Annotated in this window: 12 protein-coding genes; 10 read left to right on the forward strand and 2 right to left on the reverse strand. The window is 50.4% G+C overall.

What is annotated here, in order from left to right; genetic code table 11:
* Nucleotides 1–50: 50 nt before the first annotated feature.
* From P0X86_RS01155 to P0X86_RS01200, 10 genes are all read left to right on the forward strand, one after another.
* A complete protein-coding gene (locus P0X86_RS01155) occupies nucleotides 51–1343 on the forward strand; it encodes an ABC transporter substrate-binding protein (RefSeq protein WP_277747541.1) in 1293 nt (430 codons plus the stop codon).
* Nucleotides 1344–1369: 26 nt separating this feature from the next.
* Complete coding sequence (locus P0X86_RS01160) at nucleotides 1370–2062, forward strand: hypothetical protein (protein ID WP_192570034.1); 693 nt, start codon at nucleotides 1370–1372, stop codon at nucleotides 2060–2062.
* A gap of 26 nt (nucleotides 2063–2088) precedes the next feature.
* A complete protein-coding gene (locus tag P0X86_RS01165; RefSeq protein ID WP_277747542.1) occupies nucleotides 2089–3036 on the forward strand; it encodes a carbohydrate ABC transporter permease in 948 nt (315 codons plus the stop codon).
* Complete coding sequence (locus P0X86_RS01170; protein WP_009593372.1) at nucleotides 3026–3883, forward strand: carbohydrate ABC transporter permease; 858 nt, start codon at nucleotides 3026–3028, stop codon at nucleotides 3881–3883. Before P0X86_RS01165 ends, P0X86_RS01170 begins: the two co-directional genes overlap by 11 nt.
* A gap of 34 nt (nucleotides 3884–3917) precedes the next feature.
* Nucleotides 3918–5273 (forward strand): FAD-dependent oxidoreductase, encoded by a 1356-nt coding sequence (locus P0X86_RS01175; protein WP_277747543.1) that lies wholly within the window; start codon nucleotides 3918–3920, stop codon nucleotides 5271–5273.
* A 439-nt stretch (nucleotides 5274–5712) separates the two neighbouring features.
* Nucleotides 5713–6969: a DUF438 domain-containing protein gene (locus P0X86_RS01180; RefSeq protein WP_277747544.1), complete on the forward strand. Its 1257-nt coding sequence runs from the start codon at nucleotides 5713–5715 to the stop codon at nucleotides 6967–6969.
* 263 nt (nucleotides 6970–7232) lie between these two features.
* Nucleotides 7233–7706, forward strand: coding sequence for a DUF5381 family protein (locus tag P0X86_RS01185; RefSeq protein WP_277747545.1), 474 nt, complete (start codon nucleotides 7233–7235; stop codon nucleotides 7704–7706).
* Nucleotides 7707–7886: 180 nt separating this feature from the next.
* Nucleotides 7887–9140 (forward strand): mechanosensitive ion channel family protein, encoded by a 1254-nt coding sequence (locus P0X86_RS01190; protein ID WP_192570030.1) that lies wholly within the window; start codon nucleotides 7887–7889, stop codon nucleotides 9138–9140.
* A gap of 176 nt (nucleotides 9141–9316) precedes the next feature.
* On the forward strand, nucleotides 9317–10201 hold the full coding sequence (locus P0X86_RS01195) for a glycoside hydrolase family 43 protein (protein WP_277747546.1): 885 nt from the start codon (nucleotides 9317–9319) through the stop codon (nucleotides 10199–10201).
* 158 nt (nucleotides 10202–10359) lie between these two features.
* Nucleotides 10360–11034 carry a uracil-DNA glycosylase gene (locus P0X86_RS01200; protein ID WP_277747547.1) on the forward strand — a complete coding sequence of 225 codons (675 nt, stop codon included), beginning with the start codon at nucleotides 10360–10362 and terminating at the stop codon, nucleotides 11032–11034.
* A 120-nt stretch (nucleotides 11035–11154) separates the two neighbouring features.
* On the opposite strand, the gene P0X86_RS01205 is transcribed toward P0X86_RS01200, so the two are convergent.
* Nucleotides 11155–11925, reverse strand: coding sequence for a response regulator (locus P0X86_RS01205; RefSeq protein ID WP_277747548.1), 771 nt, complete (start codon nucleotides 11923–11925; stop codon nucleotides 11155–11157).
* Complete coding sequence (locus P0X86_RS01210; RefSeq protein ID WP_277747549.1) at nucleotides 11925–14864, reverse strand: ATP-binding protein; 2940 nt, start codon at nucleotides 14862–14864, stop codon at nucleotides 11925–11927. The genes P0X86_RS01205 and P0X86_RS01210 overlap by 1 nt, the downstream gene beginning before the upstream one ends.
* Nucleotides 14865–14999 lie beyond the last annotated feature (135 nt).

Below are 14999 nucleotides of genomic sequence, written 5' to 3' on the forward strand. Positions count from 1 at the left end.
TTAACCTCATCACAACCTTAACTTGAACAATGCAGAGGGGGAAGCGGTATATGAAAAAATGGTTGACCGGTTTATTGGCATTAACACTTGGTGTGGGGCTCATGGGCTGCGCCGGGAAAGAACAGCCGAATGATACGCCAGGCGAAGCCAGTGGCGAGAAGGTACTGCTCAAATTCGCGACATGGGGAAACCCGGCGCAGCTTGAGCTGTACAAAGGGCTGACCGACGCTTTCACACAGGAGCATCCGAATATTGAGGTGCAAATTGACACGATCCCGTTTGCGGACTATCAGCAAAAAATGTCCGTACTGGCGGCAGGCCAGGAGCTGCCCGACATTGCCTGGGTATCAGAGCGGATGGTACCGCAATTTATGGCCAACGACATTCTGGCCGATGTCACGGATATCGTTCAGGATGATGCTTTTGACATCGATGACATTATACCTTCGACGCTTGAACTGTTTCGCCAGGACGACAAGCTATACGGACTGCCGTTTTCCACTCCGCCCAGCGTGGTGTTCTACAATGAAGATTTGTTCAAGCAAGCGGGCTTGAGTACGCCGAACGAGCTCGCGGAAAAAGGCGAATGGACGTGGGAAACGTTCGAAGAAGCCGCAAAAACGATCAAGACGAGCGCTGCTTCATCGAACGTTTACGGGGCTAACTTTTTTCGCGACTGGAAGACATGGATTATTCTCGCTTCGTATTCTTGGTCAAACGGGAGCGGACCATTTAATCCAGAGATGACGGAATACACTTGGAATGATCAATACGGGGTTGAAACCTTGGACATGCTGAAGCGCATGATGTTTACGGAAGGCTCGCACCCGAAGGCGGGAGAGCAGGTTAATTTTGAATCCGGGCAAATCGGCATGATTTTCGACAACTATAGCTTTGTATCCAAAGCCAGGGAGATCCAAAATTTCAAATGGAGCATTGCGCCAATGCCATCGGGCTCGAAAGGCAGCGTTCCGATGATGGGTCAGGCGGGTTACGTGTTATTTAAAGAGGGAAAACATCCGGAGGAAGCCAAGGAACTGCTGAAATTCCTTGCCGGCAAAGAGGGTGTGCAGAAAACGTCGGCCTTCTTTGTGCCGCCGCGCCAATCGGTGCTGAACTCGGATGAGTTCCTGAGCGTGGAGGGCAATCCGGACGCCGGGCACATCAAGCAGGCGGTCATCGACGAGATGCCTAAAGCGGTCGTGCAGCCGGGACATATCCGTTGGCAAAACATCGACACGGAGATTTTGACGGGCTTTGACGAGTTATTTGCCGGGCAGGGCGAACCGCAGAAAATTCAGGATGAGGTAAAAAGCAAGGTCGATGCTCTGTTGAGCAAATAGAGGCAGTTACGTTAGGAGGAACGGGCATGAATCGTTTGGATAAAGCATTAAACGAAGCGCCGGGGCTGCAGCTGTTCGTCAGCCTCCCGGCCAATGACATCAAGCTTGCAGAGGCAGCCTTGGCTTCGGGCGCCGACGGTTTGAAAGTCCATATCAACGTAGGGCACCGGGCCAGCGGCAATCGCTTCGGCACGCTGGACAGCTATGCCGACATTTTCAAGGACATTCGCTCCCGCTTTAACGGCCCCCTTGGAATTGTGCCCGGAGGCTCGGTCGAAGAGGTAAACGCGGAGGAAATCAACCGGCTCCCTGAGCTTGGCGTCGATTTCTACTCGATTTATGCCTTTCATCATCCTGCTTCTCTGCTGCAGGCCCCGGGACTGGCAAGAACGTTTGCAATCGATAGCGAGTTCGACCGGGGCGTCGTGGAAGGAGGCCGGACCTTCGGCATCAGCGCGCTTGAGGCTTCCATCGTTCCCGGCCATGAATATGGTACCAGGCTTACCCTTGCCGATCTGCTTCATTACCGCTGGCTGGCGGCACACGGCGGTTTGCCGGTCATTGTGCCAACGCAGCGTAAAATCGGCCCGGAGGATATCCCGGCCCTGGCCGATAGCGGCGTCAAGGTGCTGTTGGTCGGAGCGGTGGTCACGGGCAATGAAGCGGAAGGCATCCTTAGGGAGGTTGCCGCTTTACGGAATGCAATCGATCGTCTGTAGAGGTGCCCCACAAGGAGGAAAGCGACATGACCACACTTGAAACGATAAAATCTGAAGGGCCCGGCCGTCCATTCCGTAGGAAGGCAAGGAAGAACAGGCCCTTAAACCGCGGAGACCATTTGGCGGGCTGGCTGTTCGTGCTGCCGATGGTGCTGGGGTTCGTTCTGCTGCTGCTTGTCCCGCTCATGATGGCGCTTTATATGAGTTTTACGGATTGGCCGCTGCTGGGTGAGGCCAAGCTCATCGGATTCGAGAACTACCGCACGATTGCGGGGGACGCAGAATTTTGGCGCGTGCTGGGCAATACGCTTTATTTTGCCGCCGGACTTGTTCCGCTGAACATTATTTTGGCATTGCTGCTTGCCATCCCGTTATCAAAAAATATTCGCGGAGCCGGCTTTTTCCGGACATTGATCTTTATTCCGGTTATGACCTCGCTGGTGGTCTGGTCGATTGTCTGGAAGTATATGTTTGCCACGGATTCCGGGTTCATTAACCAGCTGCTGCGTATGACCGGCATTACCGGACCGGCCTGGCTGTACGATACCCGGCTTGCCATGCCCGTTGTTATCGTGACCAGTCTCCTGAAAAATGTCGGTTTGAATATGGTGTTGTTCATTGCGGCGCTGCAGCAGGTTCCGGCGCAGCTCTACGAGGCGGCCAGGATCGATGGCGCAGGCAGAATGCGGATTTTTTTCCGAATTACCGTACCCATGATCACGCCGACGATTTTTTTGACCGTGATGATGACCATTATCGGCTCGCTGAAGGTGTTCGGACAAATTTACGTGATGACGCAAGGGGGGCCTTCTGGAAGCACCAAGGTGCTCGTCTACAACATCTGGGAACGAGCCTTTAAGCTGTTCGAGTTCGGATATGCTTCTGCGCTGGCTTATGTGCTGTTTGTCATCACCCTGCTGCTTACGCTGGCACAATGGCAGATGAGAAAAAGGTGGGTTCTGAATGAAAGCTAGTCTATTTGCTAAAAGGGGCAACCCGGCAGGCGGGAACCTGTTCCATTATCTGCTGCTGCTTGCCGTTTCGGTGGTCATGATGACCCCGTTCGTGTGGATGGTCTCTACATCGCTCAAACAGCCGGCTGATGTGTTTGTTTTTCCGCCGCAGCTGATTCCGTCGCCGATACGATGGGCGAATTATGCGGAAGTGCTGGAGACGATCCCGTTCCATCTGTTTTATGGCAACAGCGTATATATCGCCCTTCTGGTTACCGTGGGCACCGTGCTTTTCTCTTCCATGGCGGGGTATTCGTTCGCACGAATTCCTTTTTGGGGGAGAAGCCTGGTGTTTCTGCTGCTGCTGAGCACGATGATGATTCCGAACGAGGTCATTGCCATTCCGATGTTTCTGTTTATGCGTGAGCTGGGTTGGATCAATACGCATTTACCGCTGATTATTTTGCCTATATTCGGCGCTGGCGGTGTGTTCGGGGTGTTTGTGATGCGGCAATTTTTTCTGGGGATTCCGAAGGAACTGGAGGAGGCAGCGATGATCGACGGCTGCTCGCGGCTGCGGATTTATTCCACAATCATGTTGCCGTTAGCAAAACCCGCGATCGCCACGCTGATCATTTTCACGTTTTTGACGAGCTGGAACGATTTTTTTGATCCGCTGATCTTTATTAATGACCGTAAGCTGATGACCTTGCCGCTGGGATTATCGCTGTTTACCGACGAGTCGGGAACATCCTGGCATTTGCTGATGAGCGCTTCGGTTATGGCGACATTACCACTGCTCATTGTGTTTTTCTTTGCGCAGAAGCAGTTTGTCGAAGGGGTATCCATGACGGGTCTCAAGGAATAGGGTAAATAACGCTTAAAAGGAGGAGTGAAAAGAGATGGACAGCAGGACAAGGATCATGGAGGCGGACGTGGTAGTTATAGGTGCAGGGCCGGCGGGCATTGCCGCCGCCATTGCTGCCGGCAGGCAGGGGGCAAGCGTCATCTTGATTGAACGGTACGGATTTGTCGGCGGGATGTCTACGGCTGCCGGAGTTTATCCTTGGATGACGTTTCATACGCAGCAAGGGGAACGGGTCATCGGCGGCATTGCACAGGAAATTGTGGAGCGCCTGATGGAGCGCGGGGGCTCGCCCGGCCATCTTCGCGATACCGTCGGTTTCGTGCATACGCTGACGCCGTACCATCCAGAGATTTATAAGGTGCTTGCCGTCGAAATGCTGCGCGAAGCGGGGGTGAAGCTCGTCTCACACAGCTTCGTTGACGAAGTCGGACGTGAAGGCCAATACATCCAGTCCGTGACCCTTACTGGAAAATCGGGGCGAATCAAGGTGGACGGGAAGATGTTCGTCGATGCGTCCGGGGATGCGGATGTCGCTTATCTGGCGGGAGCGCCGACGCTTCAGGGGCGCGAAAGCGACGGGCTGTCGCAGCCGATGACGATGAAATTCCGTATGCGGGGTGTTGACGTGGACGCGATTCGGAAGGCGATGCTTGCTGATCGCGACAACTTTTATCACAAGACGCCGTTTGCCGAACTAGAGATGGAGCGTATTCCGCTCACGGGGGTTTCCGGCTTTTATAGGGAGTGGAAGGCTGCCGAGGTCCCGATCAACCGCGATCAGGTTCTGTTGTTTATCGGACCGGAGAAGGATGAGGTGCTGATTAACTGTACGCGGGTACAAGGCTTAAGCGCGACCGATGTCGAGGAACTGACTTTGGCGGAGGAGGAAGGGCGCAAGCAGGTGCTGATGATGGCGGAATTTTTGAAATCGCGGGTGCCCGGATTTGCCGAGGCCTCCATTTCTTCGGTTGCCCCCCAGATCGGAATTAGGGAGTCGCGCCGAATCGACGGTCTGTATCGGTTAACGATGGAGGACGTGGTGACGGGACGACATTTTGAGGACGGCATTGCGAGGAGCGGTTATCCGGTTGACTTACATGATCCGTCAGGCAAAGGGATCATGGAGGCTACCATCGAGAATGACGGTTCCTACAGCATTCCTTACCGCTGCCTGGTGGCCCGAGGGCCAGTAAATCTGCTCGCGGCAGGGCGCTGCATTTCCACCACGCATGAAGCACTGGCGACCACGCGCTTGACGCCAAGCTGCATGGCTACGGGAGAAGCGGCGGGCACGGCGGCGGCCCTGGCCTGCAAGGCGGGAATCACTGCGGCGGAAGTCGATACATCGCAGCTCAGGGAGATGCTGCACGCCCAAGGGGCGATTGTGTGAAGAGACGCGGGCTAGCCGTTGATTCAGACGAAGAATTCCAAGAGTGTTTGATGATTCAGAAGTTACGAATTGTCTAGAAAATCTATGTAATCGCCATCACCTGTGTTCCGGATTTTTCAATATAGGGTGACTACCCTCCATACATTCAATTAAAAAGCGACCGTGACCGGTCGCTTTTTGTGTGCCAGCTCAATACAATTCGGAAACAAGGGTTGCTGCATATTTATGGCTGAGCGAGCTTCGCGTCAGTCGTGCGGGACATTTCGTCAAGCGGACAAAAAATTTTTCGAAGAAGACGGGTCACCTTTCGTTGTTCAATGAATTTTCATTCTCTTTGTGCTTTTAATCACAAGCCGTGGAGCATGAGGATGCTAGTTTAGAGATGTAAATAGAATCGAACTTCATCTTTATATATTGAAACAAAACAGAGGTGATGAACATGAGTGAACTCATTAATAACCGTGAGGAAGGAATTTCTGCTCATCGAACGGCCCGTATCCATTTGCTCAAGGAAATCATTAAAGAGCTGCACCATGGAAAAAGCGTGGAGGAAGTGAAGTCAAAATTTAATCAAGCTGTAGGCGAAATATCGGTTGATGAAATTTCGGAACTGGAACAAGTACTGATGCAGGAGGAAGGAATACCTGTAACCGAAGTACAACGACTGTGCAGCGTGCATGCTGCGGTATTCAAAGGTTCCATCCAAGACATTCACAGAGCTCATCAACCTGAAGAGCAGCCGGGACATCCTGTGTTTACGTTTAAGAGGGAGAACCAAGAAATCGATCGACTGGCAAATTTCACAATCGCGCTGCATCTGGATCAATTTCTGAAGGATCAAGGGGAGGCCAATCGCCTCAAATTGCTGGAGGATTTCAGTCTCCTCTATGATGTAGACAAACACTACAGCCGCAAAGAGAATTTGATCTTTCCTTTTCTCGAGAAATACGGAATTTATGGACCGACCAAGGTCATGTGGGCAGTCGATGACGGTATCCGAATGGGAATAAAAGAAGTGAAAGCCAAACTCACTGATTTTGAGGGCAATGCGCAGAGCGTAGTGGACCTTGCCAAACGCGTCTTAAATGAAGTAACAGAAATGATCTATAAAGAGGAACATATTTTATTGCCAATGGCTCTGGAGAAGTTGACGGAAGATGAATGGCTTCAAATTGCTGCCCAAAGCGAAGAAGTCGGTTATTGCTTGGTTGCGCCGGATCAACCATGGATTCCTGAAAGGGCAGCTGAACCTGGCGCAGATCAGGGATTGGGGTCTTCTCCGCTGCAAGAAGGTTACATCCGGATGAGTACAGGCATTTTATCGGTCAAACAGATGGAATCCATCTTAAATCATTTACCGGTCGACCTAACCTTTATTGATGAACATGATATCGTTCGATATTTTTCACAGGGCAAAGAACGAATCTTCGTTCGTACCAAAGCGGTGATCGGCCGAAGTGTTCAGAACTGCCATCCTCCGCAAAGCGTTCATGTCGTCAATCAGCTGCTCGCTGATTTCAAAGCAGGTGTCAAAGATGCAGAAGATTTCTGGATCCCGGTTAAAGATAAATTTGTCTACATTCGTTATTTTGCCGTAAGGGATGAAGAAGGAAACTACTTAGGCACGCTGGAATTCACTCAAAACATTAAGCCGATCCAGGAGCTCACCGGTCAAAAGCGGATCCTCTCACCGTAAGTTTCGTATGTTCAATTTAGTCAAAATGCGATCCGGCGAACTGTGGTTTCTAACAGCCACGCTTCGCCATCATACATACTAAAAGGGGCTGTCTCAAAAGTCATCGTAAATGACGGAGACAAGGCCTCTTTTTCATCTAGCCAAACAAAAAGAAACGGCTCTTTGATACAATAGAGGTATCACCACGGCACAGCTTAAGCAGTCGAAAGTGGAGTTAGCTGGATTAAAGGACTGTTCAAATCATTTTAGAAAGGCGCTAAATCATGAACGGGATATCTTATCGAAAATCCGTGGCATGGGGCAAAGCACTTGGTAGTTTATTGTTTGTGCTGGCCTGCCTGTTTCTGCTGTACGCGGCCTTTATTATGGATACTTCCTTTATTCGTAAGTTTTTTTGTATCACATCAGCCATAATAGGGATTCCGTTTTTTGGAGGTTATCTATATGTCAGCTTGCCAAAGGCGCTGAAATCAGACACGCAGCTGTTGATCTACGATCAAAATTCCATTTCAGATGGAACGCGGACCATGGCCTGGACGGAGATTACAAGTGTCAGCTATAGCGGCCCTTCCATTCGGAAGTGGCTGCTTCCGAAATTTCCTGTGCTGATTTTTCACTTGAACAACAGAGAGATCTGGACTGTGAATACGTATTATTTGTTGACCGATACCGAAATTCAGTCTGTCATGAAGCGCCTGCGAGGGTTGATCAGCCGTAACGGAAAGAAAACGAAATAGATCTGATCGAATCAGACCAAGAGAGCATCCTTTCGGTGCTCTTTTTTTGTTTTTCAAACAGACCGTCTTACACCAAGCATCTTCCAAATCAACCCAGCGATGTCTGATTCTGAACTTTGCGCAGTACTAGAATCTCCTCTATAATAATAGGCTAATCTTAAACTGCGTCAGGAGGAAACAATGGACTTTATCAAAAATCAACTAGACGGATATGGCATGAGCGAACAAACCATTGGATATCTCTCGAATATGATCATGGTCGTTTTTATCGCGGTGGTCTCCATACTGGCCAATTTTATTACCAAAAAAATCGTGCTGAAGACGATTATTCATATCGTCAACAACAATCGGTACACATGGGACAATATCATCGTGGAGAAAAAAGTGTTCCACAAGCTGTCGCATCTTGTGCCGGCAATCATTATTTATTTTTCGGCGTCCATCTTTCCGGCGTACCAAATTCTGATTGAAAAAGCGGCCATGACGTACATGATTATCGTCACCATCACGGTGTTGAATGCGCTGCTTAATGCTTTTGATGACATTTATCGTTCATTTGAAGTTTCCAAGATCCGACCGATTAAGGGATACATTCAGGTGGTGAAAATCGTTCTGTTCATCATCGGAGGCATTGTAGTGATCTCGAACCTCATCGGGCAGAATCCGTTGATCATTCTCAGCGGGCTTGGTGCTCTATCGGCCGTTCTTATGCTGGTGTTCAAGGACTCCATACTGGGCTTGGTGGCAGGCGTTCAATTATCATCGAATGATATGGTGCGCGTCGGCGATTGGATTGAAATGCCGAAATACAATGCGGACGGCGACGTCATCGACATTACGTTGAATACGGTAAAAGTGATGAATTTCGATAAAACGATCACGATGATTCCCAGCTATGCCCTCATCTCGGACTCGTTCAAGAACTGGAGAGGCATGCAGGTATCCGGCGGCCGAAGAATTAAGCGAAGCTTCTATGTCGATACGAGCAGCATCTGTTTTTGCACCAAGGAAATGATCGAGGAATTTCAGAAGATACACTACCTTACCGATTATGTCACGACAAGACTACATGAGATTAACGCATACAACATCGAGAATCAGATCAATACGGAAAGCAACGTGAACGGCAGACAGCTTACGAATGTGGGCGTGTTTAGGGAATATATCCATCAATACCTGCGGAATCATCCGAAAATCCATAAGGATATGACGCTGATTGTCAGGCAGTTAGCGCCGGGAGATAACGGACTGCCCTTGGAAATCTATGCGTTCAGCAATGATACCAACTGGGGCGTGTATGAATCGATTCAAGCGGATATCTTTGACCATATCTTTGCCGTTGCGCCGACCTTCGGGCTTCGTGCCTTCCAAAATCCAACCGGCCATGATATCGTCCATCTCAAAGAAAGCCCGGAATATTCCCGGGGATATTGAGAACGATTCCGGGGGTAGTTCAACGAGTTACAAGGATTTCACGCGGGAGGAGATTGGCTATCCGTTGTAGAAGCAATGGTAGAACGAGGCTATCGCTCAATCGAGCGCCATTGGTCGGGGACGATGCCCTCTCGCTCGAACTCGACATTGCCAGCACAGGAAAGGAGTGTCTACCATTGAACATCAACAATCCGATCATACCCGGCTGGTATGCAGATCCCGAAGCCAGAACGTATGAGGGAAAGCACTGGATTTATGCAACGCGGTCCTTCACGGAATATACGATGCAGATGAATTTGGACGCATTCAGTTCCGACGATCTGATCCATTGGGAGAAACACGAAGGCATTATCGAAATGGCGGATTTCCCATGGATATGGAGGGCGGTTTGGGCACCGACCCATATCGAGCACCAAGGGAAATATTATCTCGTGTTTGCATCGAACGATATCCAATCGGACGAGGAAACCGGCGGCCTGGAGATTGCCGTTGCGGACCGTCCGGAGGGGCCGTACAGAGGCTACTTAGGGAAGCCGCTCGTGGATAAGTTCATTCATCAGGCACAGCCGATCGATGCGCATCTATTCAAGGACGAAGATGGAACGATCTATCTGTATTATGGCGGATGGGGGCATTGCAACGTTGCGCGGATGAATGAAGAGATGACGGGATTCGTTCCATTGGCCGACGACGGCAATGAAATTTTCCGTTCCATTACGCCGGAGGGATACGTGGAAGGTCCTTGTATGATTAAGAAGGACGGACTTTATTATCTGATGTGGTCCATGGGCGGATGGACGAATGGAACCTATCGCGTAGCCTATGGCGTAAGCGACAGCCCGCTCGGTCCATTCAAGAATGAAGGCACGATTCTGGAGCGGCAGGAGCCGATTGCCGAAGGACCCGGCCACCATGGCTACTTGCATTTGCAGGAGAAAGATGAATGGCTTATCGTGTACCACCGCCGAATCATTGGGGACACCGAGCCGGGCCATCGCCAGTTATGCATAGATCGAATGCGGATCGGCAACGGCAAGATTGAGCCGGTCATCATGACTTGACTTAGGGGAATCAATGGTGAAAAAGCGACCCGTGCAGTCGGTCGCTTTTTTGCGTCTTCGTGAGGGTTAGGTGTCAGGAAAATACCGGAAATAATCCGTATGCTATAATCTAGTTATATCTTATTTCTTATGACCATGGCAGGAGGAAAGAACCCGAAATGGCGATATTGAAGAATGACTGGGCGACATATTTAGAGCAGGAGTTCACGAAGCCATACTACTTACAGCTGCGGGAATTTCTTATAGAGGAATATCGGACGAAGACCATTTTTCCCGATAAATACGATATTTTTAACGCGCTGCACTATACGCCGCTGGCCGACACCAGGGTGGTCATTTTGGGCCAGGATCCTTATCATGGACCGGGTCAGGCCCACGGCCTAAGCTTCTCTGTCAAAGAGGGCGTCAGCACGCCTCCTTCCTTGCAAAATATGTACAAGGAGCTTCAGGATGATCTGGGCTGCTTCATTCCCAATAACGGCCATCTGATAACATGGGCGAAGCAGGGGGTACTGCTTCTAAATACGGTGCTCACCGTAAGGGCCCATGAAGCGAATTCTCATAAAAACAGGGGATGGGAAAGCTTTACGGATAAGGTTATTGAGACGATCAACCGGAAAAATGAACCTGTCGTGTTCCTGTTATGGGGAAGCCACGCCCAGAAGAAGGCGGAGCTCATTACGAACCGGCAGCATAAACTGATTCGTTCGCCGCATCCGAGTCCGTTGTCTGCGCCTCGAGGCTTTTTTGGCAGCAAGCCGTTTTCTCGCGCTAACGAATTTCTACGCAGTATGGGGCTTCAGGAAGTGGATTGGCAGATTCCGAACTTGTAAGCGGAAGGAGAGGGCATTAGCGAAACCTCTGCATTCCGCAAGCGGTAGTATCTAAACAAAAACCCACATCCGCATGAGGATGTGGGTTTCGTTTACTATTAAGGATGGACTCTTGCTTTTCTAACGGCCCGATTCGAAAGCGTAGGCCCACAGATATCCTTTCGATTCCAATAGAAGGGCCTCCGGCCTTTCTTTCGGCTTCATGACGATGCTGTTGTTCGCATTCATGATATAACCATCATTCACTCGTTCGATGACGATGGGAATATCGAGCTCCATAAACAGCTGACGCATCCGGTAAATCGTATTGTACATATTGGAAAGCGCACGTTTTTCCTCCACGTTCGTCCAGAGATCATCGAGGATTCTCCACTTCGGGCACAATTTATTCTCATGCAGCAGCAAATAGTAAAACAGCTCCTCCGTGATGCGGGTTGGCCATTTGACAAGCTGCTCGCCTTTCATAACGGAAGCTTCCCCATATAACTGGACGTCGAGTTCCTTCTTCTGGGCCTGCTTTGGTCTCTGGCCGTAATACTTCTGAAGGCGTTCATCCAGCTGCTTCACCATATTGATGGTCATCGGTTTTAAGAGATAATCCAGGGCTTGCACGCGAAAGGCTTGCACGGCATATTGCTGGTGAGCGGTCGTGAAGATCACAGGCACGTCGATCCCGTTCTCCACCAAGTTCTGAGCCAGCTGAAGTCCCGTCATTCTCGGCATTTCAATGTCGAGCACGAGTGCGTCCATATCCAGCTTCGGTATTTCCTGCAGCGCATCGAACGGCGATTCGTAGCAGCCTACAACCTGAAACGGGCCGTGCGTTTCAAGCAAACGGGCATGCAGGCCCAGAATCGGTTTCTCATCCTCCACGATAATGATCTTCCACATTACCCTTGTCCCTCCTTCACGGGAATCGTTATTTGAATGGTTGTTCCGTTGCCCGGCGACGAGTGAAGCTCCAGGCTTCCTTGGGTAAGATCATGTACGCGCCGGCGTACATTCGTGAACCCGATTCCGGCATTGGCGGCCGTTCCCCCCATCAACTGAGCGCACTGCGCGGCCGACATGCCAACGCCATCATCGGTGACGCGTATGTTCAGACGGGATGCGTGCAGGGAAATGGTGACCTGGACATGTCCCGGACCTTCCTTGTCGAATAGGCCGTGGCGTATCGCATTCTCGACTAAAGGCTGCAGGAGCAGGCTAGGAATCCGAACATGCTCCGCGGCAATGGACGGATCGATGTCATAAGCGAAGGTTAATCGTTCGCCGAATCTGGCTTTTTCCACCTCGACATAGGCCTCGATAATTTCCAGCTCCTTTTGCAGGGTGGAGAATTGTCCATCCCGGCTCGTTTCAAAGATATAACGCAGGAAAGAACTGAGCATCGTTAGAAGATAGGCAGCACGCTCCCCGTCCGTATAACAAAAGGCAATGATGTTGCTAAGCGCGTTGTATAGAAAATGCGGTTTAATTTGGGTCTGCAGAAAGGCCATTTCATACTCAATCGCCTTCAGCATCGATTGCTTCGTTTGTTCCGCAGCGTTCAAGCGGGCCATCAAGGTCTCTTTGGAAAAAGGCTTCACCAAATAATCATTGGCGCCGGCTGCAAAAATCATTTCAACATGTCTGGGATATTCGGAAGAAATCATCATCAAGATCGGCAGATCCATTAAGGATGCCTGCGCCCGGATTTGCCGAAGCAATTCCAGACTATCCATGTCGCCTGGAATGATGTCATCCATGATCATCATCGCGATTTCCGGATGATTCCTGTAGTAGTCAAGCGCTTCTTGAGCCGAATAAGCGATTCGTACCTTGTAAGCATCCCCCAGCATATCCCTCATGACTTCCGCATGCATCACGTCATCATCCACAATCAGGAGCGTTCCTAACGTCCGATTTTCTGCGTGCGCCGCAGACTCTAGAGCGTATTCATGCTCCGCAGCGTTAACCGGCTCTTTACATTCGCTGAAAGCCAGGGTAACCGTAAAGCGAATGCCGCGTTGCAGGCGTTCATATGCGATGCTTCCGTTCATCTGTTGGACGAGTTCCTCCGTCATCATAAGCCCCGAAGAATGCGGGCGTTCCCGATTCGCTGCCATGGATTCGCCGGTTGACCTCACTCGAAGCAGGACTTCCGTGCCCACCTGTACGGCCTCAATGGTCAGCTGATCATCTGCAGTGTCGTGAGAGATCTCGGTCATGATCCGGATGAATACCTGCGTCAGGCGCTGCTCATCCGCCCATACGTAAAGCTGCTTCGGAATCTGTTCGTTGATTGCGATCTTCTTCTTCGTGAAGGTAAACTGCATCAGCTGAATGACATGGAGCATGACCATCCGAACATTGGTGGACTTGAGCTGGATCGCGTAATCATCAAACCGAATGCGGGTGAAATCATGCAGATCCCTCAATAAATACACCATGTTCCCCATCAGCTGTTCAGCCAAGTACAATTGCTCGCCTTGCTTCTCGCGACGGGGCTCCCGGTTGATGGACCCCACCAGATGAACGGCATCGTGCAGAGGCCTCTGCAGGTCCTGCGTCGTGACCTTCAAGAAGGCATCCTTCGCATCGTTAGCCTTCTGCAGCCTGGTGCTCAGCTTCTCCGATTCCTCGGCCCGGTTCATCAGGCGTATGCCCAGAAAAACATTCATCGTCATGACAAACCCGACCAGCCCGATTCGGTTCATATAGTTGCGCCCGGTGAAGAATAAGCTGTCCGATGAAGCGCTTATCGCGAATACGGCTAGAAACAGAAGCATCGACATGAGAATGACGGCTTCATTCTTACGGATGTTAATTCGCTTCTTCATCGTCAGATAGAAGATGCGAATAATAATGCCTAGGATTAGTCCATCGTTGTAATAAAAGAGCGGATACTGCGTAATCGACATGGTTCTGGCCGGAAGAACCGCATTGAAGAACGCGTAGGCCAGGATCGGCAGAAACAGCAGATACATCGTCTTTCGGCTCATGATGGAAGGAATCATTTTGACGATAAAGACAATCAGCAAGGTGGAGGCCAAGAAGGTCAAGCTGTCCTGCAGGCGAAAATAGAGCTCAAAGGGAAATGACGGAAATTCCCGAATGAACAGCCGCTCTCCTCGCAGCACGATGACCCATGCCAATAGCAGAAAGTGCAGACCGCTGTACAAGAAGGCCTCGTCCTTCGTTCGCAGCATGTAGATCGTGATATGGAACATGCTGAACATCAGCAAACATAAGGTAGCCGTCCATTCCAAGGAAAGATCCCGCTGTACGTCTTCCTTCATCTGCTCGGCGTCGCCGAAATCGATCGGCAGGACGATGCCGCCTCTCGTGTTATAGAAATTGGAGGCATGAATGGTAATCAGCAGCTGCCGGCCCTCCGGTTTAAAATACGCTTCATAGGCAGGATTGTCCGGGGTTGTCGCATGTTTGGTTGCTGCCACGGTCCCTATTTTCGATAGGGGTACGCCATCAATATAGATGGTATGGGCAGACCAGATATTCCGAACACGGAGACCGATCTCATCGGTCCAGTGGTCCGGCAGGTAGACGATTAACTGATAGGATCCCCACTCGACATTCGATGCCCAGGGACCGGGTACTGAAAGATAATCGGTTTCGCTTGAAAAGTCGGCCGGGTCGACAAAAGATTCGGCGGTGAATTTCCAATCGCCGGCTAGCGATACAAACGGCGAATCCTTGAGCTCTCGCAAGTCAAGCACGCCGTCTACGGCTTTGATATGGACGGCACCCGTGTCCCGGTCGCTGAAAATCATATAGAGAATGGCGATTAAGGCGCAAATTGCACCCAGATAACCCATCCACTTTTTCATGTATAGTCACACCCTTATGGACTCTATCATATGGCAAAGATCTCTCAAAAATCTACCTGTCGATAATAGTCGAAATTTGAGAGATTTTTGAGAGATGCTTCTGATATGTTAAAATTAACAATTTTTACAATCTGC

The sequence above is a fragment of the Paenibacillus sp. BR1-192 genome, from assembly GCF_029542445.1.
GTDB classification, from domain to species: domain Bacteria; phylum Bacillota; class Bacilli; order Paenibacillales; family Paenibacillaceae; genus Paenibacillus_AQ; species Paenibacillus_AQ lautus_A.